Origin of the sequence: Mesorhizobium captivum (genome assembly GCF_033977165.1) — a bacterium.
Classification (GTDB): domain Bacteria; phylum Pseudomonadota; class Alphaproteobacteria; order Rhizobiales; family Rhizobiaceae; genus Mesorhizobium; species Mesorhizobium captivum.
Map to the genome: position 1 here is coordinate 55,586 of NZ_JAVIJB010000007.1, position 22,159 is coordinate 77,744.

20 protein-coding genes are annotated in these 22,159 nt (G+C 64.8%); 8 read left to right on the plus strand and 12 right to left on the minus strand.

What is annotated here, in order from left to right:
* Position 1 precedes the first annotated feature (1 nt).
* Both RFM40_RS08585 and RFM40_RS08590 read left to right on the plus strand, forming a co-directional pair.
* Positions 2-1,078, plus strand: a complete 1,077-nt coding sequence (locus RFM40_RS08585; RefSeq protein ID WP_320228809.1) for a glycosyltransferase family 2 protein — start codon at positions 2-4, stop codon at positions 1,076-1,078.
* A 34-nt stretch (positions 1,079-1,112) separates the two neighbouring features.
* The gene (locus tag RFM40_RS08590) at positions 1,113-2,096 is read left to right on the plus strand and encodes an NAD-dependent epimerase/dehydratase family protein (RefSeq protein WP_320228808.1); all 984 of its coding nucleotides are present in this window, start codon (positions 1,113-1,115) and stop codon (positions 2,094-2,096) included.
* 121 nt (positions 2,097-2,217) lie between these two features.
* Here the strand turns inward: RFM40_RS08590 and RFM40_RS08595 are convergent, their stop codons facing one another.
* Positions 2,218-2,625: a hypothetical protein gene (locus RFM40_RS08595; protein WP_320228807.1), complete on the minus strand. Its 408-nt coding sequence runs from the start codon at positions 2,623-2,625 to the stop codon at positions 2,218-2,220.
* Between the two features lie 275 nt (positions 2,626-2,900).
* On the minus strand, positions 2,901-4,781 hold the full coding sequence (locus tag RFM40_RS08600) for a glycosyltransferase family 2 protein (RefSeq protein ID WP_320277390.1): 1,881 nt from the start codon (positions 4,779-4,781) through the stop codon (positions 2,901-2,903).
* 568 nt (positions 4,782-5,349) lie between these two features.
* On the opposite strand from RFM40_RS08600, the gene RFM40_RS08605 reads away from it, so the two are divergent.
* Positions 5,350-6,267, plus strand: a complete 918-nt coding sequence (locus tag RFM40_RS08605) for a glycoside hydrolase family 26 protein (protein ID WP_320228805.1) — start codon at positions 5,350-5,352, stop codon at positions 6,265-6,267.
* A 206-nt stretch (positions 6,268-6,473) separates the two neighbouring features.
* Positions 6,474-6,899 (plus strand): DUF995 domain-containing protein, encoded by a 426-nt coding sequence (locus RFM40_RS08610; RefSeq protein WP_320277391.1) that lies wholly within the window; start codon positions 6,474-6,476, stop codon positions 6,897-6,899.
* Positions 6,900-6,929: 30 nt separating this feature from the next.
* Here the strand turns inward: RFM40_RS08610 and RFM40_RS08615 are convergent, their stop codons facing one another.
* Positions 6,930-7,757 (minus strand): AraC family transcriptional regulator, encoded by an 828-nt coding sequence (locus RFM40_RS08615; protein ID WP_320277392.1) that lies wholly within the window; start codon positions 7,755-7,757, stop codon positions 6,930-6,932.
* Between the two features lie 100 nt (positions 7,758-7,857).
* Between RFM40_RS08615 and RFM40_RS08620 the strand changes: the two genes are divergently transcribed.
* Both RFM40_RS08620 and RFM40_RS08625 read left to right on the plus strand, forming a co-directional pair.
* The gene (locus tag RFM40_RS08620) at positions 7,858-9,036 is read left to right on the plus strand and encodes an amidohydrolase (protein WP_320277393.1); all 1,179 of its coding nucleotides are present in this window, start codon (positions 7,858-7,860) and stop codon (positions 9,034-9,036) included.
* Between the two features lie 64 nt (positions 9,037-9,100).
* Positions 9,101-10,267 (plus strand): ATP-grasp domain-containing protein, encoded by a 1,167-nt coding sequence (locus RFM40_RS08625; RefSeq protein WP_320277394.1) that lies wholly within the window; start codon positions 9,101-9,103, stop codon positions 10,265-10,267.
* Between the two features lie 224 nt (positions 10,268-10,491).
* Here RFM40_RS08625 and RFM40_RS08630 read toward each other — a convergent pair whose 3' ends face one another.
* The 7 genes from RFM40_RS08630 to RFM40_RS08660 all read right to left on the minus strand — a co-directional run bounded on the left by RFM40_RS08630 (position 10,492) and on the right by RFM40_RS08660 (position 17,571).
* Positions 10,492-11,493, minus strand: a complete 1,002-nt coding sequence (locus RFM40_RS08630) for a Rieske (2Fe-2S) protein (protein ID WP_320277395.1) — start codon at positions 11,491-11,493, stop codon at positions 10,492-10,494.
* Positions 11,490-12,635, minus strand: a complete 1,146-nt coding sequence (locus RFM40_RS08635) for a GNAT family N-acetyltransferase (protein WP_320277396.1) — start codon at positions 12,633-12,635, stop codon at positions 11,490-11,492. Before RFM40_RS08635 ends, RFM40_RS08630 begins: the two co-directional genes overlap by 4 nt.
* Positions 12,632-13,888: a F390 synthetase-related protein gene (locus tag RFM40_RS08640; RefSeq protein WP_320277397.1), complete on the minus strand. Its 1,257-nt coding sequence runs from the start codon at positions 13,886-13,888 to the stop codon at positions 12,632-12,634. Before RFM40_RS08640 ends, RFM40_RS08635 begins: the two co-directional genes overlap by 4 nt.
* Positions 13,885-14,718 carry an MBL fold metallo-hydrolase gene (locus RFM40_RS08645; protein WP_320228797.1) on the minus strand — a complete coding sequence of 278 codons (834 nt, stop codon included), beginning with the start codon at positions 14,716-14,718 and terminating at the stop codon, positions 13,885-13,887. Before RFM40_RS08645 ends, RFM40_RS08640 begins: the two co-directional genes overlap by 4 nt.
* Positions 14,715-15,695, minus strand: a complete 981-nt coding sequence (locus RFM40_RS08650; RefSeq protein WP_320228796.1) for an NAD-dependent epimerase/dehydratase family protein — start codon at positions 15,693-15,695, stop codon at positions 14,715-14,717. Before RFM40_RS08650 ends, RFM40_RS08645 begins: the two co-directional genes overlap by 4 nt.
* A 2-nt stretch (positions 15,696-15,697) precedes the next feature.
* Positions 15,698-16,687: a 3-oxoacyl-ACP synthase III family protein gene (locus RFM40_RS08655; protein WP_320228795.1), complete on the minus strand. Its 990-nt coding sequence runs from the start codon at positions 16,685-16,687 to the stop codon at positions 15,698-15,700.
* Between the two features lie 86 nt (positions 16,688-16,773).
* Positions 16,774-17,571: an alpha/beta fold hydrolase gene (locus RFM40_RS08660; RefSeq protein ID WP_320228794.1), complete on the minus strand. Its 798-nt coding sequence runs from the start codon at positions 17,569-17,571 to the stop codon at positions 16,774-16,776.
* A gap of 143 nt (positions 17,572-17,714) precedes the next feature.
* Here RFM40_RS08660 and RFM40_RS08665 point away from each other — a divergent pair, with 143 nt between their 5' ends.
* A complete protein-coding gene (locus RFM40_RS08665) occupies positions 17,715-18,587 on the plus strand; it encodes a LysR family transcriptional regulator (RefSeq protein WP_320277441.1) in 873 nt (290 codons plus the stop codon).
* A gap of 19 nt (positions 18,588-18,606) precedes the next feature.
* Here the strand turns inward: RFM40_RS08665 and RFM40_RS08670 are convergent, their stop codons facing one another.
* Together RFM40_RS08670 and RFM40_RS08675 are read right to left on the minus strand one after the other, a co-directional pair.
* A complete protein-coding gene (locus RFM40_RS08670) occupies positions 18,607-19,056 on the minus strand; it encodes a DNA polymerase III subunit chi (RefSeq protein ID WP_320228792.1) in 450 nt (149 codons plus the stop codon).
* Between the two features lie 10 nt (positions 19,057-19,066).
* Positions 19,067-20,608: a leucyl aminopeptidase gene (locus tag RFM40_RS08675; protein ID WP_320228791.1), complete on the minus strand. Its 1,542-nt coding sequence runs from the start codon at positions 20,606-20,608 to the stop codon at positions 19,067-19,069.
* Between the two features lie 350 nt (positions 20,609-20,958).
* On the opposite strand from RFM40_RS08675, the gene lptF reads away from it, so the two are divergent.
* Positions 20,959-22,158 carry an LPS export ABC transporter permease LptF gene (gene lptF, locus RFM40_RS08680; protein WP_320228790.1) on the plus strand — a complete coding sequence of 400 codons (1,200 nt, stop codon included), beginning with the start codon at positions 20,959-20,961 and terminating at the stop codon, positions 22,156-22,158.
* Position 22,159 lies beyond the last annotated feature (1 nt).

The following is a 22,159-nucleotide window of genomic DNA, read 5'->3' on the forward strand; positions in this document are numbered from 1 at the left end:
CATGGACCTGCTTCCTATCCCCCAAACGGGACTGCCCGCCGGCGCCGTCATGCCCGAGCACAAGCTGTCCATCGTCATTCCCATGTACAATGAGGCCGACAATGTCGAGCCGCTGGTCGTGCGCATCCACCAGGCGATGGAGAACTACAGCCAGCCCTGGGAAGTCGTGCTGGTGGACGACGGCAGCACCGACGCCACGCCGAACGAAATCCGCAGGCTCGCGGCCGAGTATGGTCCGCATGTGCATGGCGTGGAACTGGTGCGCAACTTCAAGCAGACCGCGGCCATGCAGGCCGGCCTCGACGCCGCCCGCGGCGACGTCATCGCGACGCTCGACGGCGACCTGCAGAACGACCCGTTCGACATTCCGCGCATGGTCTATCGCCTGCTGACCGAGGATCTCGACCTCGTCGCCGGCTGGCGCAAGAACCGCCAGGAAGGTTTCTGGATGCGCAGGCTGCCGTCGCGCATCGCCAATTCGCTGATCGCGCGCGTCACCGGCGTCAAGCTGAAGGACTATGGCTGCAGCCTGAAGGTTTTCCGTGGCAGCGTCATCCGCAGCGTCCGGCTCTACGGCGAAATGCACCGCTTTATCCCGGCCTGGCTGGCGACGGTGACGACGCCGCGTCGCATCGCCCAGGAAGTGGTGACGCACCACGCTCGCATCCACGGCCAATCCAAATACGGCATCTCGCGCACCTTCCGCGTGGTGCTCGACCTCGTCTTCATGTTCTTCTTTATGCGCTATCGCACCAGGCCCGGCCATTTCTTCGGCGGCATCGGCATCGTGCTCGGCGTGCTGGGCTCCCTGGTCCTGACCTATCTGTTTGGCCTGAAGGTGTTTTTCGGACAGGACATCGGAACGCGCCCGATGCTATTTACCGGCTTCTTCCTGGTCATCGCCGGCCTGCAGATGGTGACGTCGGGCGTGCTCGCCGAAATGCTGTCGCGCGTCTATCTCGAAGCAAATGTCTCCCTCGCCTATGTGGCACGGCCGCAGCCCGCGCATGGCGAAGGCGATGGCTGGCACTCACCGAGCCCGCCGGCAAGCAACAAGACCAGGTCACGCCGGAAATGATCCAGGCCGCCCTGTTCTCGCCCGAGGTCCCTGCATGACCATCCTGGTGACAGGAGCCGCCGGCTTCATCGGCAGCCATGTCTGCCAGCGCCTGCTCGCGCGCGGCGACGCCGTTGTCGGCGTCGACAGCATGAACGCCTATTACGACCCGGCGCTGAAGGCGGCGCGGCTCGCCAGGCTTTCCGGCAACAAAGGATTTTCGTTCCATCAGCTCGACATCGCCGAGCCCAGCGTGCTGGCAGCGAAGCTGAAGGGCCAAAAGGTAAGCGGCATCGCTCATCTCGGCGCCCAGGCGGGCGTGCGCTACTCGCTCGAAAATCCGCGCGCTTACATCCACGCCAACATCGCCGGTCATCTGGAGGTGCTGGAGCTGTGCCGCGCGTCGCCCGAGATCAAGCATCTCGTCTATGCCTCCTCGAGCTCGGTCTATGGCGGCAATACCAAGGTGCCGTTCGCGGAAACCGACCGCGTCGACAATCCGGTGTCGATCTACGCGGCGACCAAGAAAGCCGACGAGCTGATCAGCTCGACCTATTCGCATCTCTACGGCCTGCCGCAGACCGGCCTGCGCTTCTTCACGGTCTACGGTCCCTGGGGACGCCCGGATATGGCGGCCTGGATCTTCACCGAGGCGATGCTGGCCGGCAAGCCGATCCGCGTCTTCAATCATGGCGAGATGTGGCGCGACTTCACCTATGTCGACGACATCGTCGACGGCGTGCTCGCCGTGCTCGACCGGCCGCCGCCAGCCGACGGTCCAAGGCATCTGATCTACAATATCGGCAACAGCCAGCCGGTGCATCTCGGCCGTTTCATCGAGACGCTGGAAAGGCTGCTCGGCATCAAGGCGATCCGCGACAACCTGCCCATGCAGCCCGGCGAGGTCGAGAAGACCTATGCCGACACCAGCGCGCTGGAGCGCGACTTCGGCTTCAAGCCGAAAGTGTCGATCGAGGAAGGGCTGGCGAAATTCGTCGACTGGTACCGGCAGGAATGGCGGCCGGAGGGCAAGAGGTAGCGCGCGGTCGGCGCCAATCCTCTCGCCCCCGGCTCTCGCCCCCCGGCGACGGTTCAGCCAGCGCGGCGGGCCGAACGCTGATGTTTGTTCAGCGCGCGGCAGGCCGAGCGCAGATGTTGGTTCAACGTGCCCGGCAAGCCGAGCGCTGGCCAAAGCCGCTCGGACCGCAAATCCAGGGCGAATGGCCGAGCAGCGGGCCAGCACTGCCCAGGCTGTAGGAAACCCTGGTCGGCGCCGACGTGCGGATGCGCTGCGGCCGCACGAAGGCGGCATAGGCTTCTTCCCTCACGCGCGTCACGCTGGTCATCTGCGTCAGATGCTTGCGATGGACCCGATAGAGTTGCTTCTTATTGACGTAATGGACCTTGTTGGCGAGCGCCTTCACCGCGGGCTCGTTGCCGCCGATCGAGCTGGTCTTGGCCGTATCCATGGTCTGACAACCAGACACCATCGATACCAATGCAATAGCGGCAAAGGCGTGGGCATATTTTCTGCCGACCGCCGCCGCGCGTTCCATGAATTTCTTCATTGCCGTCCCCTGCCGTGAAATATAATTCACCATGGCGCGAAGATATATTTCGCTCTGCTTTCTTTCGCACCCAGCGTGAGCGGCCTTTCGCAGCTCACATCATGGCTTAATATTAGAGGAGACTTATTAAGATTCGTACAAACGACATGATGAGCGCCATCTCTCGACGCTCGATCGACTCTTACTAAAATTTGAACTTTTGGCAGAGGGCTGATAGCCGGGCAGCAAGCGGAACTTCAGGTCAGACCGGCTGTGTTCGAAGGCCACTTTCGACCTCAGCGCGGCGCGTCCCAGCCGGGGTCGAAGTAGAAATTGCGTGCGCCGATGTCGCCCATGCCGGCACCGGAAACCACATAGGCGATCCTGACGATGCGGAAGCCGCCGGCACCCTGCTGAAGGCCATAGATGCCTTCCAGTCCGCGATCGTAGAAGCCGGCGACCGGTACGCCGAGCGCGAGCAGCGCCAGGCAGGCGTGCAAGGCGAATTTGCCGGCATTGGCGCGCAGCGAGATCCTGTTTTCGGCAATGTGCTTGGCAATGATCACCACAACCAGCAGGCCGTAGAGGAAAGCATTGAAGGCGGCGAACCAATAGAAGCCGGTGGCATCGAAGGGATGCCTGACGGTGAGCACAGGCAGGGCAGCGCCGATCGCCAAGCCAACGTAGGGCACGAATACCCGCGCGGGCAAAAGGTGCTTCGGGCCGCTGCCTTTCGGCGTGACACGGAAATCGACGAAGGATTTCGTCATATAATCGCGGACCGCCGACAGCGTCCCCCACAGCACCCAGGGCCAACGCGCGAAGAACAGGAACAGCGTGCCTTCCCAACTCAACGTCTTCGCGGTCAGGGGTCGCGACAGGCCGAACGCCTTCAGCATCATCACCAGCCCGACCAGCGCTAACGAGTTGGGCAGGTAATAGAAGACGAAATCGGCATACATGACGTTGGCGAAGTTGCGCCCTGTGTAGAGCGCATAGATCGGCATGACGTACATCATCAGCGCGAAGAGCGCGAACAGCGGGTACCAGAGCTGGCAGAACAGGAACTGGAACTTCAGCCGCGACGTCAGCTTGTGGAAGTATTGCGGCGTGTATTCGAGAAGGATCGTCACCAGGCTGCGCGACCACTGGAATTCCTGCGTGACGAGATCGGCGAAGGTCCGCGGACCGTCGCCATGGGCAATCGCGTCGATGGCGTGAACGCCGCGCCAGCCGGCGGCATTGACCAGCATCGAGGTGGAATGATCTTCGGCTAGTTCCGGACCAAGCCCGCCGGCCTCACGCAGGGCCTTCGTCCTGACCGCGTAGTGCGAGCCGATGCAGAGCGGCGCGCCGCCGCCGGTGTGGCCGGACTGCAAGGGGCCGTGGAACATGCCTTCCGGGAACAAGCGGCCGCGCGCCGCCCAGCTTTCGCCGGCATTGTTGTCGCAGATGCTGGGCGCCGAGACGTAGCCGACGGCCGGATCGGCGAAGGGATAAAGGATTTCCCTCAGATAGGTCGGCGTCGGCACGTGGTCCGCATCCATCTGGGCGACGAAGTCGTAGCGCTCATAGCCATAGTGATCGTAGAAGAAGGCGAGATTGCCTTCCTTGCAGCGCGTCCTGCGCGGCCAGGTCTTGCGGTGATAGTCCTCGCGGCCGCGCCGTGTCGAAATCATTACGCCATGCGCATCGCACCAGCGGACCGTCTCCTCCGACGGATCCTCGTCGGCCAGCCAGGTGTCGTGCGGATAGTCCTGCGCCAGCATCGCCTCCAGCGTGCGCTGGACGACGGCGAACGGCTCGGATGGCGCCTTGGTGACCACCATGGCGGCGCGCGAGCGCTTCGGGATGGCATGCAGCTTCGAGGATTTTCGCGAGGCGTGGACGTTGAGCAGGAAGTACATCGGCATCAGCGTCAGCCAGGCCAGTACGACGGTGGCGAAGGCATATGGCCCGATATGCTCGACGTGTTCCGGCCGCAACCACCAGGACCAGAAGAAGATGAGCGTGACAAACCAGAAGGCGAGGCCGAGCCGAAGGATCAACTGCTGCCGGGGCGACAGAACCGGCACGAGATAAGGGCCCTTGGGGCCAACGCCGACACGAGCCCTGCCGCGCCGGCTCGCACGCCCCTCTTTGCCGCCGACAACGCCGGCATCCAACGAAACACTCATTCTACCCGCCGCCACTTACGCTCCCGCCCTTGCGGCCGGAAGCGTTCACATCCCATGGTAGAATCAGCGCCTGCTAATGCTGAGAGTCAACAGAATTAAGCTTGCCTTAACCAAGCTTCTTCAGAACTGGTTAACCTCATGCCTTGGCCGGACAGCTCTTTGCGGCCGTGGCGCGCCCGTCGGAGGGATTTCCGACGAGCGCGAAGTCCGGCGAACGGGGCCCCGTTGCAACCGCCGCGTTAACCATGTCCGCCCAGGTAGGGTTAAGTAACGGTTAATTGCTCTTGACTCTGGGCAAGCATAGGCTCTTATATCAGTAAGGGTTAATATCGTAATGTTGACGCGAATTTGTGAGTATCGCGGCGACAGTCTCCCGGGGATTCCAAGGTATAGGCACCCGAGGGATTACTCTGATGGACGGCCTCGCGCCAAAGCTGTGCCCGTCCCAGTCGCTCAGAACACCCGCAGTTCACGTCGGCAGACCGATTGTCTGGGTTTGCGTGCCGATCCTCATCGGCACGCTGTGGCGAGCTTCAACATCCTTCGTTGAGGCTATAGGAGGTTGGGCATGAAATACTCCACAGCAACGGCAGTTGTGTCGGCGTTCATCGTCGGCGGCTGCCTTGTCCTGCCGGCGTCGGCGGGATCGCCTGCGGGAACGGATCCGGTGCAGACGAATTCGGCCGCGTCGGCATTCGGCTCCTATGATCCCTATGGCGACTTCAGCAACGACAAATCGGCCACCATCGAGGAGCTCTTTCTGCCTTGGGAAGACGTCGATCTCTCGACGCTGCCGCTGGCTGACGCCTACGCTCTGCAGCGCGGCCGCTCGCTGCTGATCACCATCGAGCCATGGACCTGGTCGAAGGATTGGCGCATCACGCCGCCGGAGCTGCGCAACGGCATCTTGAGCGGCAGATACGACGCCAACATGCAGGCGATCTGCAACCTGGCTGGACAGATGAAAAGCCCGGTGACGATCCGCTGGGCGCAGGAAATGGAAGACACCAACGGCCGCTTCACCTGGGCCAACTGGGCGCCGAAGGACTGGATCGCCGCCTACAAGCGCGAGGTCGATGTCTGCCGCAAGGCGGCGCCCGCGGCCAAATACATGTGGTCTCCCAAGGGAATGGACGGCCTCGAGAAATACTACCCGGGTGACGACTATGTCGACGTCATCGGCCTGTCGGTGTTCGGCCTGCAGAAGAGGGACAATGACGAAACCGGCCGCGACCGCACCTTCGCCGAGACGCTGAAGCCCGGCTACGACCGTGTCGCGAAATTCAACAAGCCGGTGGTCGTGGCCGAGCTCGGCTATGTCGGAAAGCAGGACTATGTGACGAAGTGGGCGGAAGAAACCCGCAAGTCCTATGCGGAGTTTCCGGCCCTGACCTCGGTCGTCTACTTCAACCAGAAGGAAACGTGGCCGTGGCTGAACGGCTACGGGCTGCCCGACTGGCGGGTGACCCAGCACGTCCTGCCGTAAGACCGCGGAGATCAGCCCGTCCCGGCATCCGGGACGGGCTCCAGCTTCAAGTTCAAAATGACAAGCTCCAAAGCCCGGCTTTGGAGACGGGTGTAGGCGTGGCGTAAATCAGTGGGTGGAGCAAAGTGGTGAAACGGGTATTGGGGAAATTTGTCGGAGCAGTGCTTGGCTGCTCCATTTTTGTTGTCGGCCTGCAGGCCCCTGCGATGGCCAAGACCGTGAACAAGGTCGACGACCAGGCGTCAACAGCGGCGGTCCTCTCCGACGAGGGCGTCTACCAGCTTTATCAAAACCATTCGTGGCTGTGGGGCAAGAACGGCACCGCCTTCTTCGCGGTGAAGCAGCGGCAGTTCGACGCCTGGACCTCGGACAAGGGCAAGCCCGGCTACGGCGACGGCATGTGGTTCATCCCTGGCGGCGGCAAGGTCTGCTACCGGGTGACATGGCGTGGCGGGTGGGGGTCGAAGAAATCCATGACCTGCTTCGAGCATCGTCAGGCCGGCAAGGTGATCTATCAACGCAAGCTGCCCGATGGCGACTGGTATGCGTTCAAGGACAGGCATGGCAAATCTAAGCTGCGCTATGGCGACTATGCCAGCGGCAAGATGAAGCGCATCAAGGCGAAGCTGTAGTCCAGCGGAGCACCCGCAAACGGGCAGCGTTCAGGCCGCGGCGCGCCAAGCGCCGGGCGACAGGCCCTTGATCGTCTTGAACACCCGGGTGAGATGGCTCTGGTCGGCGAAGCCGGTCGCAACAGCGATCTCGGCCAGCGGCATTTCGGTCTTCATCAGCGCCGAGGCGGCGCGGATGCGACGGTCGCGCAGATATTGGCCCGGCGTCATGCCGGCGGCGCGATGGAAGTCGCGGATGACCTGGAAGCGGGTGACCCTGGCCGCCGCCGCCAGATGCGCAAGGTCGAAGCCGGACGAAAGATCGGCGGCGATCAGCTCGCCGTAGAGGCGGAAGTGCCTTGCTGTCTCGCCGGCTTCCGAAGCACGGTCGCGGACCTTGCCATCGCCGAAGCGCTTGGCGAGTTTGCTGAGCACCACCAACATCGCCGCTTCCTGATCGAGCTTTCCGGCGAGGCGATGAGCACGCACGAAGGATCGCGCCAGTTCCGGCGCCTGCACGATGCCCTCGCTGAACATCGGCAGCCCGCGCAGCTCCAGATCCTCGGCGATCTCGGCCATCAAGGCGGCGTCCGGATAGCAGGTGCGATAGGCCCAGCCGTCGGGTGCACCCTTCTCGCCGTCATGCGGCTCTTCGGGATTGACGATGATGATCGAACCCGCCGGGGCCAGATGCTGGCGGCGGCCAATGCGCAGCTTCTCGACGCCGGCCACGACGACGCCGAAGACCCAGGTCGGGTGCGTGTGCAGCGCATAAGCGTGGTCGCGATAGCGGGCGGCGAGCATTTCGAGGCCACCGAGGCCCTCATGCCGCGTCAGCTTCGCTGCTTCGCGTTCTCTTTGCTCGCTGGCGTCACTCATCAGGACAAGCCTTCTTCAAACCGCCCTGCCCGTCAATCCCGTTCAAGACGCGAGCCAGGAACATCGGCAACATCGCCGCAAACGAAGCGGAGATAAGACGATGCGGGAAAACGACAGGATAGCGGCGATCGTGCCCGAAGTGATCGGCTGGCGGCAGGCGATCCACGCCAATCCGGAGCTCGGCTTTGCCGAGCATGAGACGGCGGCTTTCGTCGCGGCGAAGCTGAAGGAATTCGGCCTGACTGTCCACACCGACGTCAGCGCCACGGCGGTGATTGCAACGCTGATCAAGGGCACGAGCGGCAAAGCGATCGCTTTGCGCGCCGAGCTCGACGCACTGCCGATCAAGGAAGTGGCCGATGTTGCCTATGCCTCGCGCAAGGATGGCGTGATGCATGCCTGCGGCCATGACGGTCACACCGCGATGCTGCTTGGCGCTGCAAAACTGCTCGCCGAAAGCGAGAGCTTCGACGGGCGAGTGGTGTTCGTCTTCCAGCCAGCCGAGGAAGTGCTGGGCGGCGGCAAAAAGATGATCGAGGACGGATTGCTGAAGCGCTTTCCGGTCGAGCAGGTGTTTGCCGTCCACAACTGGCCGGGTTTTCCGGAAGGCCATATCGGCGTGCGCGCCGGACCGCAAATGGCGGCGGTCGACGATTTCGAGATCGTCTTTCGCGGCAGCGGCTGCCACGCGGCGATGCCGCATCTGGGCGACGATCCGCTGCTGGCCGCGGCAAGCTTCGTGAGCGCGATCCAGCGGCTGGTTTCCCGCAGCATTGATCCGCTGTCGCCGGCCGTGCTGTCGGTGACGCAGATCCACGGCGGCCGCTTCAACAATTTCGTGCCGGGCGAGGTGAAGGTCGAAGGCACCTGCCGCTTCTACGACCGCGCGCTTTCCGACCATTGCGCGGCCGAGATCGAGCGCGTGGCGCAGGCCACCGCCACGATGCACGGCGCCAGCGCCGAACTCACCTACAAGCGCGGCTACCCGCCGGTGGTGAATCCGGCAAGCGGCGCGGCGCTCGCGGCACAGGCCGGCGCCGATACGGTGGGCACGGAACGCGTCGCGACCGAGTTCCAGCCCAGCATGGGCTGCGAGGATTTTGCTTTCCTGCTGCAGCGTGTCGGCGACGGCGCTTATGTCTGGCTCGGCGCCGGCGATGTCGGCCCCGGCGCCGGGCTGCATGGCGACCGTTTCGTCTTCAACGACGCCATCGTCCCGATCGGCATCCGCTTCTTCCTCAATGTCGTGCAGCGCGCGCTGCCGGTTGGCGGAAAGTAGCGCAATTGCCAAGCAAGGAGTTTTCGCGCAACGGTTCGAGCGATCGAAACGACTGCGAGACCTGATGCCGGGGGCTGACAAGACCGTGCTCATCACCGGGGCGCGCGCGCCGGTGGCGCTGCATCTGGCGCGCCTGCTCGACGGCGCCGGGTGCCGGGTGATCCTGGCCGACACGCCGGCGCGCCCGATCGCCGCCGCGAGCAAGGCCTGCGCGCGCTATCATCGCCTGCCGCCGCCGCGCTTCGAGCCGGAGGCTTACGCCGAGGCGGTCGAGACGTTGGTGCGGGCGGAAGGCATAGAGCTGGTCATCCCGACCTGCGAGGAGGTCTTTTATCTCGCGCTGGCCTGGCACGGACGCGCCAAGCCGGCGGCACTGTTCGCGCCCGGCATCGATCTGCTGGCGGAAGTCCACAACAAGCACGCCTTCATCCGGCTGTCCGAGAGCCTCGGGCTGGCGGTGCCGGAGACCACGCTGCTCAGTTCACCTGACGATCTGGAAACGGTACGCAGCCGCTCGCGCGAATGGGTGTTCAAACCGGTCTGGTCGCGCTTCGCCAGTCATGTGTTTCTGCGTCCGACGCCGGATTTTCTTGAGGCCATCACCCCCTCGCCCGCCATGCCTTGGGTCGCGCAGCGTTTCATCGATGGCGACGAGATCAGCGCCTATGCGGTGGCGCGCGCGGGCAAGCTGAAGGCGCTGGCGCTCTATCGTTCGCTCTATCGCGCCGGCAAGGGCGCCGGCATCTTCTTCGAACGGGTCGAGGATCGAGCGGTGCGCCAACTGGTCGAGCGCATCGTCACCGGCACGTCATGGACCGGGCAGATCTCTTTCGACCTGATGCGTGAGCCAGATGGGCGGGTGCTGCCGCTGGAGTGCAATCCGCGCGCCGTGAGCGGCCTGCATTTCTTCCGCGATCCTGGTCGATTTGCGGATGCTGTGCTGGGAGACGGGCCGGAAGTCAGACCCGATGTCACCGCACCGCAAACGGTGCGGCTCGCCATGTGGATTTGCGGGCTGCCGGCGGCCTTGCGTTCAGGCGGCCTTGACCGCTTTCGAAAGGCGATGCGCGAAGGCCAGGAATTGCTCGACTGGCCGGGCGACCCGGCGCCGGTGAAGGCGCAATGGCCGGTGCTTACCGAGATCGCCGGCGTGGCCTGGCGCCAGCGCATCAGCCTGCAGGCGGCGTCGACGCGGGACATCGAATGGAATGGGCCGGGCGACCGTTCTTGAAGTGCGATCTTCGAGACCTCGGCGGGACAGCGCCTCCCGCTGTCCTGCCGGACATCTCCCCCACTTGGGGGGAGATCAGCAGCTTCGGCGTCGGCGCCCTCTTGCAACGCTGGCAATTGGCGAAAGCCGGCGCGACGGCCAATCTCCCCACCTGTGGGGGAGATGTCCGGCAGGACAGAGGGGGGCGCGAAGGAACTCCACGCATCCTACTTGTCCGCCAACCATCACAACTCGATCTGATGCACCCTCGGCTCAGCCGCGGCCGGCGGCAGCTTATCTTCCATGATTGCCGCAATATCGCGGCGCAGGAAATCGAGCGGGCCGATTACCGGCAGCGCCTGTGGGGCGAAACGGGCGTTGTCGCTCGCCGATTTCAGCACGCGGCGGTCCTGGTGCAGCGCGATATTGAACAGTGGCTTGAAGGCGATCGCCTTCAGCTCACCACGCAAGCCCTGGCGCCGCCCGATCAGCCAGCCGACGCCTTCGACGGTGCGTTCGTCGGCCTGACGCAGATGAAAGGTGGTGGCGAGCACCAGCCCGTCCCTGCCCCAATATTCCAGTTCGGCGATGCTGGGATGGCGGAAGCGGCCGATGGTTTTGCTGCGTTCGCCCTCCAGCAACCGGCTGATCAGGCCCTGCTGGCGATCCTCGCCGGTGTAGCAGGCTTCGACCCAGCCCGCGCCGCCCGTCACCTCGACCCGCACCAGATGACGCTTCGAGGTCAGGCCGCGCAGCAGGCCCTTGTGGGTGAAATGGGTGTGGGTGGCATCGAGGATGTTTTCGGCCGCATCGATCACCGTCGACTGCGTCGAACTGCGCACCCGCCGCGCGATGATGTCCTTGCCCTGCATGCAATGGAGATAGGGTTCGCCCTGCGGCACGCCGGAGGAGACGAAGACGACGCCGTCGCGCTCGATGGCGGCGAAGCGGCGCACCCGGTAATGCGGCATCTCGCCGACATGACCGGGAATAGCCGTGCAGCGGCCTTCGCCGTCATAGCGCCAGCCATGGTAGGGGCATTCGATCTCGCCGCCGGTCACCTTGCCGGTCGAAAGTTCCACCAGACGGTGCGGGCAGCGGTCGAACAGCGCGGCGATGCCTTGCGCCGAGCGGAACAGCACCAGTGGCGCGCCATCGAACAGGATGCGCTTCGGCCGCTTGCCGATGTCGGCCGAGAGCGCCACCGCCTGCCAAAAATCCTTCCCGTGGTCGCGGCGCTCGCTCACAGTTCGAACCTCCTGAGCAAAGGGATGCCGACCAGCGCCAGCACGGTTTCCATGGCGCGGATCGCCATTCGCCGGCGGCGCGGAAGATGGCCGGCGTAGACGGCGTTGTATTCGATCGCGGCAATAGCGCCGCGCCGGCGTTTGAAGCCGGCGGCGCCGGCGCTCATGTTGAAGAACATGCCGCGCGCCGTGGCATGGTCCTGCCCCATCGCCATCACCATGCGGTAGAGCCCCTCGCCGAGCGGCAGGCCGGTGTCGTAGCCGACGATCGGCTGCGTGAGCGTGCCGCCGTTCTCGAACAGGCCGGTGACGGCGACGAGTTCGCCGCCGGGACGGCGCAGGCCAGCAAGGCTGATGATGCCGCGCCGATGCATCTCGGCGATGTAACGCGCCGTGTAGTGCGGATTGAGCGGCGTGTATTTTTCCAGATAGAGCATGTTGTAGAGCGCTTCGGCGCGCGCATAGTCGGCCTCGGTGAAGTCCGCATCGCCGACCCGCTCGAAATGCGTGGCGCCGAGTTGCTTGCGGTCGACCTTCATATTCTTGGTCATGGCGGGCGCGGCGCTGCGGTCGGCGAAGATGTAGATCTGCCGCGCCGCCAGCATGCGAAAGCCCTCCGCCTTCAGCGCGGCAATGGTCGCAGGATCGGCGATCTCGTTCAGCGAGCGGAAGAGGATGGCACGATCGGGAAAGCGCGCGACCAGCGCGGCGCGGAGCGCCGCGACCGTCTGCCGGTCGAGCAGCGGCATAGGATTGGTGGAATAGAGCCAGTTGTTGACCTGCACCTGATGATCGAGGCCGCTCGCCCTGACCCGCGGCGCGCAGGCACCGATCAATGCCTGAAGCACGCGGCGCAGCAAAGCATGGGCGGCGAAGTTGCGCGTCTCGTCTATCGCGTAGTCGATATAGGCGCTGGAGGGGCAGCAGATGTAGCAGTTCGGTGCATCCCCCGCATCGTTGAGCGTCAGCGGGAAGGTTCGGCCGACGACCTCGAGAGTCTCGACTTTGGTCGTCAGGTTTGCAACGAGGTTGCCTACCGGCATCTCATTGAAAAGCCGGACGAATGCCTCAACCTTGGCCGGCTTGTTTTCGACCCGGTCGGCTTGCTGCGCCGGCCTTGCCGCGATGGCCACCCGGCTCATGGAACCTGCTCCAGCCGGCATTCGACGCGGCGCAATTTGCGGCTTGTCTCCAGCGGCAGCGGCGCACGCACCAGCGTGACGATTGCGGTAGTACCTCGTCCCTCAAGCAGCGAGCGCACTGCCTGAAGCGCCGCTGCCGCAGCATCGTCGGCAAGGCTGGGTGGGAGTCTCAGTTCGATCGCGTCCGGCGCGATCTGGACGAGCCGAAAATCGTCGATGCGGCGGTCGGCCTTGAGCACGGCATTGCGCAGCACATCCGGCGTGACGAGGATTGGACCGCTTGCGGAATCGAGCCGGAAGACATCGTCCTTCCGCCCGACGATCTCGTCGACGCAGCGCAGCGGCGAACCACACCGGCAAGGCTGTTCAGAGAGCCGCAGCAGGTCATTCATGCGGTAGCGCGCCATGATCTGGGTCTGGCGGCGGAAGGCGGTGACCAGTGGCGTCACCAGCCCCTCGCCCGCCGACTCGAATTCGAAGAAGACGGAGTCCTCGGCAAGATGCAGCATGCCCTGCCGGCAGGTCACGGCGAGCAAACCTTCGGTCGCCATGTAGATCTGCTCGAGCCGCAGCCGGAAGAAGGCCTCGATCACCGGGCGGTCGACGGGATCGAGTGTCTCGGCGGCGCAGAAAATACGCTTCGGCGCGAGCCGGAAGCACTCGACCGCGAAATACCTGACCATCTTCGGCGGCGCGATGATCACCGTCGGATTGAACGTTTCGAGCGCCTTGCGCCAGCGCTCCGGCCCGAGCGTCAGGTCGAAGAAGGCGAGCTTGACCAGCCTCGACCTGCGGGCGCCTTCGTATAGCCCGGTGTTCTGCGGCAGGATGACGGCGACACGCATGCCGCGCCACAGAAGATCGGGCGCCGCCTTGGCGAGGATCGCGCCCAGCCAGCGGTATTTTTCCGCCTCGGAAATCACGAACAGGCCGCGATTGCCCGACGTGCCGGTGCTCGCGCCGACCGTGAGTGAACCGGCGCGGCCATCGCGGGCCAAGGCTGCCCAAGCCTCGGCGGCGGTGATGCCATGAACATTGAAATCTTCGAAGCGCGCCATCAACAGCGCCTTGTCGGTGACCGGCAGATCGGTGAGACGGGGTGGTGCCTTGCCGTAAAAAGACGCGCGCGGCAGGTCACGGTCGAGGAAGCGCCGCAACGCGGCCGCCTGCCAGCGCTCGAAGTCCGCGCGGTTCTTGCGCGAGACCCAGCGCGTCAAGGCAAACGAGCCGACCGCTTCCGCCAGAGCGTTCATCCGGCCTCCGGATCGCTCAATGCCAGATCGTAGGCCGTCGGCGCAGGATCGTGGCAGAGCATCACCTCGCCACCCATGGCGAGGAAGCGGCGTAGCATGTGGCTGGTGGGCTCTATCGCCGCGGCATCCTCGGCAATCAGCGTGGCCGGGAAGCCTGGCGTGCGGCATTCGCTCAAGGCTTTGAGCAGCCATTGCACGTCGACGGCATAGAGCAGCGGCCGCTCGATCCCGGCAAAGAGCAGGCCGAACTGGCCATCGGCATGTCCAGGCAGATCGAGCGCGATCACGCTGCCGTCGCCGAAGATATCCACGCCGCCGGGAACGCCACCGCTCGCCTCTACACGCGGCTTGGAGCATAGGCCGCCCAAACGCGTCTCGAAGTCGGTCGGAAAGAGCTCGGTGAAGACGCCGTGGCGCAAGTTCTGTCGCGGCGTGCGCGCCTTGACCCGCGCCCAGGCGGCGTCGCTGGCGATGAAGCGAGCGTTGCGAAACAGCGACAGGCCGGAAATGTGATCGGCATGGAAATGCGTGACGATGACGGTACGTATGTCGTCCGGCGACAAGCCGAAATGCTGCAGCACCGGCAAGACCTGTTCGGCGGCGTTGAGCTCGGGTTTCAGCAGCGCGCTGTAGAGGCGCAGCATCCGGCCCCGTCGCTCTCCGGAAAGCGCTTCCGGCGTATAGCCGGTATCGACCAGCACTGGCCCGGCAGCGGGATGAAAGATCAGCCCGTAGCGGACGCGCAGCCTGACACTTTGCCAGCTGCCGCCGCGCAGGATGAGCCGCTCGGCGGCGCTGACCCAGGCGCTGTTGGCGAAGACGATCTTCATGCGACACCTGTGGCGAAGGTGCGGTCGAGCCCCTCTTCGAAAGGGATTTTGGGCGTCCAGCCGAGCACGCGTTTCGCCTTGGATAAATCCAGGCTCTGGGCATAGGCGAAGAGGCCGAGCCCGTAGCGGGTGATCGGTGGCTCGGGCTGGCCGGGCAGCCTGAGCGCCACCGTTTCCATCAGGCCCGCCGCGAGCATGGCCGGCAGCAGCGGCATCGGCCGCCAGCGCGCCTTGAGCCCGGCGCGGACGCAGGCCTCGTCGGCGATGCGGCGCACCGGCAGCACCTCGCCGCCGGAGATGTTGAAGATCTGACCCTCGGCCTCCTTGCGCACCGCAAGCGCCGCCATGACCGCATCGACGACGTCGTCGACATGGGTGAGATCGATTGCCGCCCGGCCGCCGCGAAACAGCGGCAGCGGCCGGCCCTTCGCCGCCTCGATCAGGCGCGGCAGCAAAGCGCGGTCACCGGTGCCGTAAATGCCGCGCGGCCGCAGCACCACAGGATGGATTTCGGGAGCGCCCCGCACGATCCGCTCCGCCTCTCGCTTGGTGCGGGCATAGTGATTGACGGGGTCGGGCAAGGCCATGTCCTCGGTCAGGCCGAGTTGGTCGCGAAAGGCAAAGCAGATGGACGGGCTGGAGATGTGGACGAAGCGGCTGACGCCCTGGCGCTTGGCGAAATCGACGAGGTTCTGCGTCGCCGTGACATTGGCTGCCATGAAATCCTGCAGCCGGCCGAAAGGCGACGAGAGTGCCGCGCAATGGATGATCCGCTCGACCCCGCCAAGCCTCGGATCGAGCGCGCCATCGAGCGGCTGTGCAAGGTCATGGCGAATGATGCGATGACCGGCGGCCCCCAGCGTGGCGCAGCGTTCCGCATCACGGCCAAGGCCTAACGCCAGCGTGCCCGAAGCCGCCAGCCGCGCCAGCACATGAGAGCCGAGAAAACCGCTGGCGCCGGTGACGAGCACGACCATCGTCAGGTTTCCAGCGCCATGCCGCCGAAGGACACACCGGCGGACGTGCCGAGGAAGAGCAGCTTCATGCCAGGCGCCACGCGACCGTCGCGGCGGGCGATGTCGAGCGCGAAGGGCATGGAGGCCGCGATCTGGTTGCCGAAGCGGGCCGCGATGTCTACGAGCTTTTCCGGCGCGAAACCCGTCTGGCGCGCCATGTGTGCCAACGCGAATGGGCTGGCCTGATGCGGCACGACGAGATCGACATCTTGATGCCGCCAGCCGGCGCGCTCCAGCAGGGCGGCGACGAAGCTGTTGAAATGGCGCGTGGTCAGCCGGAACAATTCCTTGCCGTCCATGTGGAAAAGGCTGTGGCGGGCGAACTCCTCCGGCTCCTTGCGGAAATCGAAACGTGTGCCGCCGGCGCCGATGCCGCAGGCTTCCCAGGCCGACGGGTAGGTGCGCATCAGGCTCGCCGCCACGCTGCCCTCGCCCGGCTTGGCCCTGCGCAGCACGGCAGCCGCAGCGCCATCGCCGAAGAGTGCCGCGACCTCCGGCGCGTCCTGCCACGGCAGCGCGCGCGAGGCGACCTCGGCGGAAAACACCAGCGCCGTCTCGCACTGCCCGGCCTCGATCATGCGGCCGGCGGTTTCGAAGGCGGTGAGGAAGCCAAGGCAGGTGCTGTTGACGTCGAAAGCGGCGGCCGTACCGTCGGTGAGGCCAAGGCGCTGCATGACCAGAGGCGCGGTGGCCGGCAGCGGCTGATAAGGCACGCCGCAGCCGCCGATGATCAGGTCGAGAGCGGCGGGACCGAGCCCGGCGTCATCTAGCGCGAGATGCGCGGCGGCGCAGGCGAGATCGATCTGCGATTCGGCTTCGCAAACATAGCGTTGGACCACACCGGTGGCGGCTTGGAGCGCGCCCTGTCCAAGGCCCAGCCTCCCCTCCAGCGCGCTCGTGGTGATGCACTTTGCCGGCACCGCCCTGCCGGTTCCGACGATCTTGATCCGCATCCTCCCCCCATGCGTGCACTCGCGTCTATCTAAACCAAAATGCGGCCGATAGCGATGTTCACGAGGCTAGCGCGGCTGAGTTCGGGTCAGTCCGCCTGGAAGAAGCGCATGGCTGCATTCATGAATTCCGCCGGGCGCTCGACATTGAGCAGATGAACGCCGGGAAGCAGCACAAGCTCGGCGCCGGGGATTGCCGCCGCGATCGCCTCGCTGTGGCTTGCCAGCGTCACCTTGTCGTCCTCGCCGCCGATGACCAATGTCGACGCGGTGATCAGCGAAATCGGGCGGCGCAGGTCGGCGTCGCGCACCGCGGCAAAGCATCCGGCGAGACCCTGCGGCGACATGGGCAGGATCGCGCTGCGGAATTCCTCGACCGTCTCGTTCCGGTCGGCAAGCATCGAAGGCGGGAACCAGTTGCGCATGAACATGTCCGCGGTGGCCGACAGGTCACTGGCTGACAGCACGTTGCGGATCTGCTCGTCGAAATAGGACGCCGGCCCGAGATGCGACGAGGTGTTGGAGAGGATCAGCCGCTCGATGCGCTCCGGCGCATGGACGCCCAGCCACTGGCCGACGAAGCCGCCGAGCGACAGGCCGAGGAAATGCACGCGGGCAAGCTCGAGGAAATCGAGCAGTTCGAGCACATCGCGACCCAGCCGGTCGAGCGAATAAGCGCCGGCCGGCGCATCGGAGCCGCCATGGCCGCGAAAATCATAGCGCAGCACGCGGAAGGATTTGGCGAGCTCAGCAACTTGACCATCCCACATGTGGAAGGTCGTGGCGATCGAATTGGACAGCACAAGTACCGGCCGGCCTTCCGGGCCGTCGAGCCTATAGGCGATGCGGGCGCCGTCGCCGGCCGTGAAATGAAGCGTTTCGGTCATTTTGATCCTCATCTCGATCAGGCGGGAGGTCATCCCGCGTCGTTTCGATGAGGACGTTAGGTCTGGTTACTATCGAAGAAAATTACTATGATTTGACGATCTCTGTAGGCAATTACGACAATGCATGATTTGAAGCTCCAGATCTGAGGTGCTTCGACGCTGTGGCGAGCGAGGGCAGTTTTCAGGCCGCCGCGCTTGTCCTGAGCCGGACGCATCCTTCCGTCTTCGCCGCGGTCGCACGACTTGAAGAGCAGCTCGGCCTCGTCCTGCTCGACCGCAGCGGCTATCGCGTGAGCCTGACGGAGGAAGGCCGCCTGTTCCACAGCCGCGCCCGGCTGGCGCTGCGCGAACTCGAACATCTCCAGAGCTACGCAGGCCAGTTGGCAAGCGGCGAGGAAACCGTTCTGCGCGTCGTCATGGGCGATATCTGTCCGAGGCCCAGAATCCTCGGCCTGCTCAGCCGCTTCTTTGCCGGACGGACCCGTACGCGCCTGCATTTGGAATATGAGGCAATCAGCGGGCCGGTCGAGCGGTTGATGGACGCCGAAGCGGACCTCATCTTCCACCGCGCCAATCCGCCCGATCCGCGTCTCGAGCGGATCGATCTTTACGAGGTGAACTTCGTGCCGGTTGTGGCGCCCGGCTTCCTTCCCTTTCATGACATCCGCGAAATCACGCCGGAGGCGATGCGGCCCTTCACGCAATGCGTGATCCGCGACACGGCGCGGCGCTCCTCGCCCGAAAATTTCTTCGTCATCGACGGGGCGCATTCCTGCTCGGTGCCGGATCACATCATGAAGAAGGAGTTGATCCTGCACGGGTTGGCTTGGGGCCACCTGCCTGAATGGCTGATCGAGGACGAACTCCGCAATGGACGGCTGATCTCGATCGCCGGCAGGCAAATTCCCGGCCGCACAGAAACCGTCGCAGCGGTGCGTCGGCGCGACCGGCCGCATGGGCCGGTGGCCGAGGCGCTGTGGACTTATCTTGAGACGCAGGAGCGGGATGCGCCTTGAAGGATAGACGTGACGATTCTCAGGCTTTGCGTTCCCACCGCCGGTCCGGCGTCTGCTGCCAGTAAGTCACGGCGTGGCCGGCTTCCTTCAAGGCCTTCCACTGCACCCGCGCGCCTTCCAATTGCGCCGCGTCATGGCCATCGAACAGGAAGACGGCACGCTCGTAGCCGGAAAGCTCGGGCAGGTTGGCGCCATCGACGAGGAAGCGGATCTGCGCAGCATTGGGGTTGCCCTCGCCCGTGGTGACCAGGATCGGCTGCTCGGCCGGATAGGCTTCGCGGTCGGTGGCATGCGCGAGGAAGGAGTCGTCGCGAAACGTCCACAGATGCTGGTCGAGCGCATCGCGCCGTTCCTCGGTGCCGGTCTGCACGACTGCGCGCCAGCCGCGCTCGACGCTGCGCTCGAGGAGGCCCGGCAGCGCCTCCTCGAGCGTCGATTCCGTCAGGTGGTAGAACAGGATGTCGGCCACCTTGAAAGCCTTACCCCTCGTAATGGTCGCGCACCAGCCTGTCGAGCAGCCTGACGCCGAAGCCGGAACCCCAGGACTGGTTGATCTCGCTCGCCGGTCCGCCCATCGCGGTGCCGGCAATGTCGAGATGCGCCCATGGCGTGTCCTTGACGAAACGCTGCAGGAACTGGGCGGCGATGATGGCGCCGCCATAGCGGCCGCCGATGTTCTTCATGTCGGCGTTCTTGGAATCGATCAGCTTGTCGTATTCGGCGCCGAGCGGCATGCGCCACAGCCGCTCCTGCGTCGCCTGGCCGGCGCCGGTCAGCTGGCCGGCCAGTTCGTCATTGTTGGAGAACAGGCCGGCATAATGCTGGCCGAGCGCGACCATGATAGCGCCGGTCAGGGTCGCCAGATTGACCATGAATTTCGGCTTGAAGCGGTCGTTGGTGTACCAGAGCGCATCGGCGAGCACGAGGCGCCCTTCAGCGTCGGTGTTGAGCACCTCGATGGTCTGTCCGGACATCGAGGTGACGATATCGCCCGGTCGCTGCGCGTGGCCGTCGACCGCGTTCTCGACCAGGCCGATGACGCCGACGACATTGGCCTTGGCCTTGCGGGCGGCCAGCGCGCTGATCAGCCCGGTGACGGCGGCCGCACCGCCCATGTCGCCCTTCATGTCCTCCATGCCGGAGGCCGGCTTCATCGAATTGCCGCCGGTATCGAAGGTGACGCCCTTGCCGACGAAGGCGATCGGCGCGTCCTTGGCCTTGCCGCCCTTCCATTGCATGACGGCCATGCGGGCGCCGCGCGGCGAGCCTTGCGCGACGCCAAGCAGCGAACCCATGCCGAGCTTCTTCATTTCCTTCTCGGTGAGGATCTCGACCGAGACGCCGAGGGCTTCCAATTCCCCGGCGCGGGCGGCGAACTCGACCGGCCCAAGCGCATTGGCCGGCTCGTTGACGAGGTCGCGCGCCAAAAGCACGCCGTCGATCACCGCCTCTTCCTCCGCGAAGGCTTTTTTCGCGGCGGACGGGTCGGCGCAGTGGATGGTTATCTTGACGGGCTTCGCCGTGTCGGCCTTTTTGGCCCCCGCCCCCTTGGCGTCGGCCGCTTTGGCCTCAGATTGGCCCTCTTCCTTGTCCTTCCTGGTCTTGTACTTGTCGAAGCCATAGCTGCGCAGGAGGATGCCGGCGGCAAGGTTCGCCGCCTGCCTGCCGTCCGGCTGGAGCTCCGGTAGGTCGAGGATCACGGCGGCTTCGGTCGCCTTGCGCAGCGAAGCGGCAACGGCGCCGCCGAGCTTCAGCCAGGCGTAGTCGTCGAGGTTCGCAACCTTGCCGGCGCCGATCGCGACCAGCCGGTCCACCGAGGTCCCCTCGGGCGCCAGCACCTCGGCCGAGCTCGCGAACCTGCCGGAGAAATCGGCGACCGGAAAGGCGCGCGCCAATGCGCCAGCCGGGTCGCACGCCTTCGCGGCCTCGCCAAGGCCGCCGCCGTCGGCCGCGAGCACGAAGACGCTGCCTTTTCTCGGCGCGGCGAATTTAGCTAAGGCAATCGAGGGTCTCGAAGTCATCAGATCCTGCTTTCGGGGTGAGGCGCCGCGAACCGGCTTTCAAGCGTGCGCGACATTTGGTCGTTTTCGGGCATTTGGCAAGACTTTGGCCGAAATCACTGTCTATATCGGCGTCGAAACCAACGAAGGATTCGTCGCGGCAAGAGGTAAGCTTCCTACCGCAACCTATTGTTAACCATCAATGTTTTGCATTTCTTATCCATTGACGCGGACACTCCGCCGCGCCGGGGCGCGTGGCGTGGGAGCGACAAACCAGATGAGCCGCCTATGGACCCGGTTGTGCGGGCGTCACCGGATGACTACCTTGTCGGCGGGCATGATGCCGTTCGGCACAATCGAGAAAAGCCTTCATGAAGGTCGTTGAACGCTACATCATGCGTCGCACCGCTGCGATGTTCCTGGCGGCGCTGGTCTGGACGCTGGCGATCGTGTGGACGACTCAGGTGCTCGCCAAGATCGACCTCGTCACCGACAGCGGCCAGTCGGCACTGACCTTCTTCGAAGTCGCGGCCCTGATCATCCCTTCGATCATTCCGATCGTGGTGCCGTTCGCGTTGGTGGTCGCGGTGGCGCAGACGCTAAGCGCCATGAATACGGATTCGGAACTGGCGGTGATCAACGCGGCCGGCGCCTCGCGCTGGACGATCGCGCGGCCGATCCTCCTGTTGGCGCTGGCGGCAAGCGTCTTTTCCTTCGCCGTCGACAACGGCGTCGACCCCTATGCCAGGCAGAAGAACCGCCAGCTGGTGGCAGCCTCGCGCGCCGACCTCTTGTCACTGATCATCCAGGAAGGCACGTTCCGCAAGATCGACGACGGCTTGTTCCTGCAGATCGGCGAACGGCTCCCAGACAACAAGCTCGGCGGCATCTTCGTCGCCGATTCGCGCGAGGAAGGCGCCAACCTCACCTACTACGCCAAGACCGGCAGCATCGTCGAAAAAGGCGACGAGAAGGTGCTGATGATGAATGACGGCGTCATCAACCGCAAATCGGTGACTGGCGACCTCTCCGTCATCCGCTTCACCTCCTACGCCTTCGACCTGTCGGCCTTCATGTCGGCGGCGAACGAAATCACGCTGCTGCCCAAGGACCGGACGACGCAATATCTGCTCAATCCGGATCCCAACGACAGGATGTTCCAGCGCCAACCCGGCAGCTACACGGCCGAGCTCGACCAGCGTTTCTCCGAGTGGTCCTATTCGCTGGTGTTCGCGCTGATCGCGCTCGCCGTGGCCGTCGACGCACGCTCGCACCGCGAGGCGCGCATCCATCCGCTGATCACGGCGATCGCCATCGCCCTTTTCGTGCGCTGGCTGGGTTTCTTCGCCGCGGGCAAGGCCGACAAGGTCTGGTACTACGCCTATATGGTCTATGCCGTGCCGATCGTGGCATCGGCAATCTCCGTCTGGTTCATCGTCTCCTCGCGAAGCATGGAATTGCCGTCCGCCTGGGCCGACTGGATGACGAATCTCGCCGGCCGCGCCAGTGAGGGCTGGACCGCGCTCAGGCTGTGGTTCGCCCGGCGCGGCACCTCCGGCCAGGGAGCCTGAC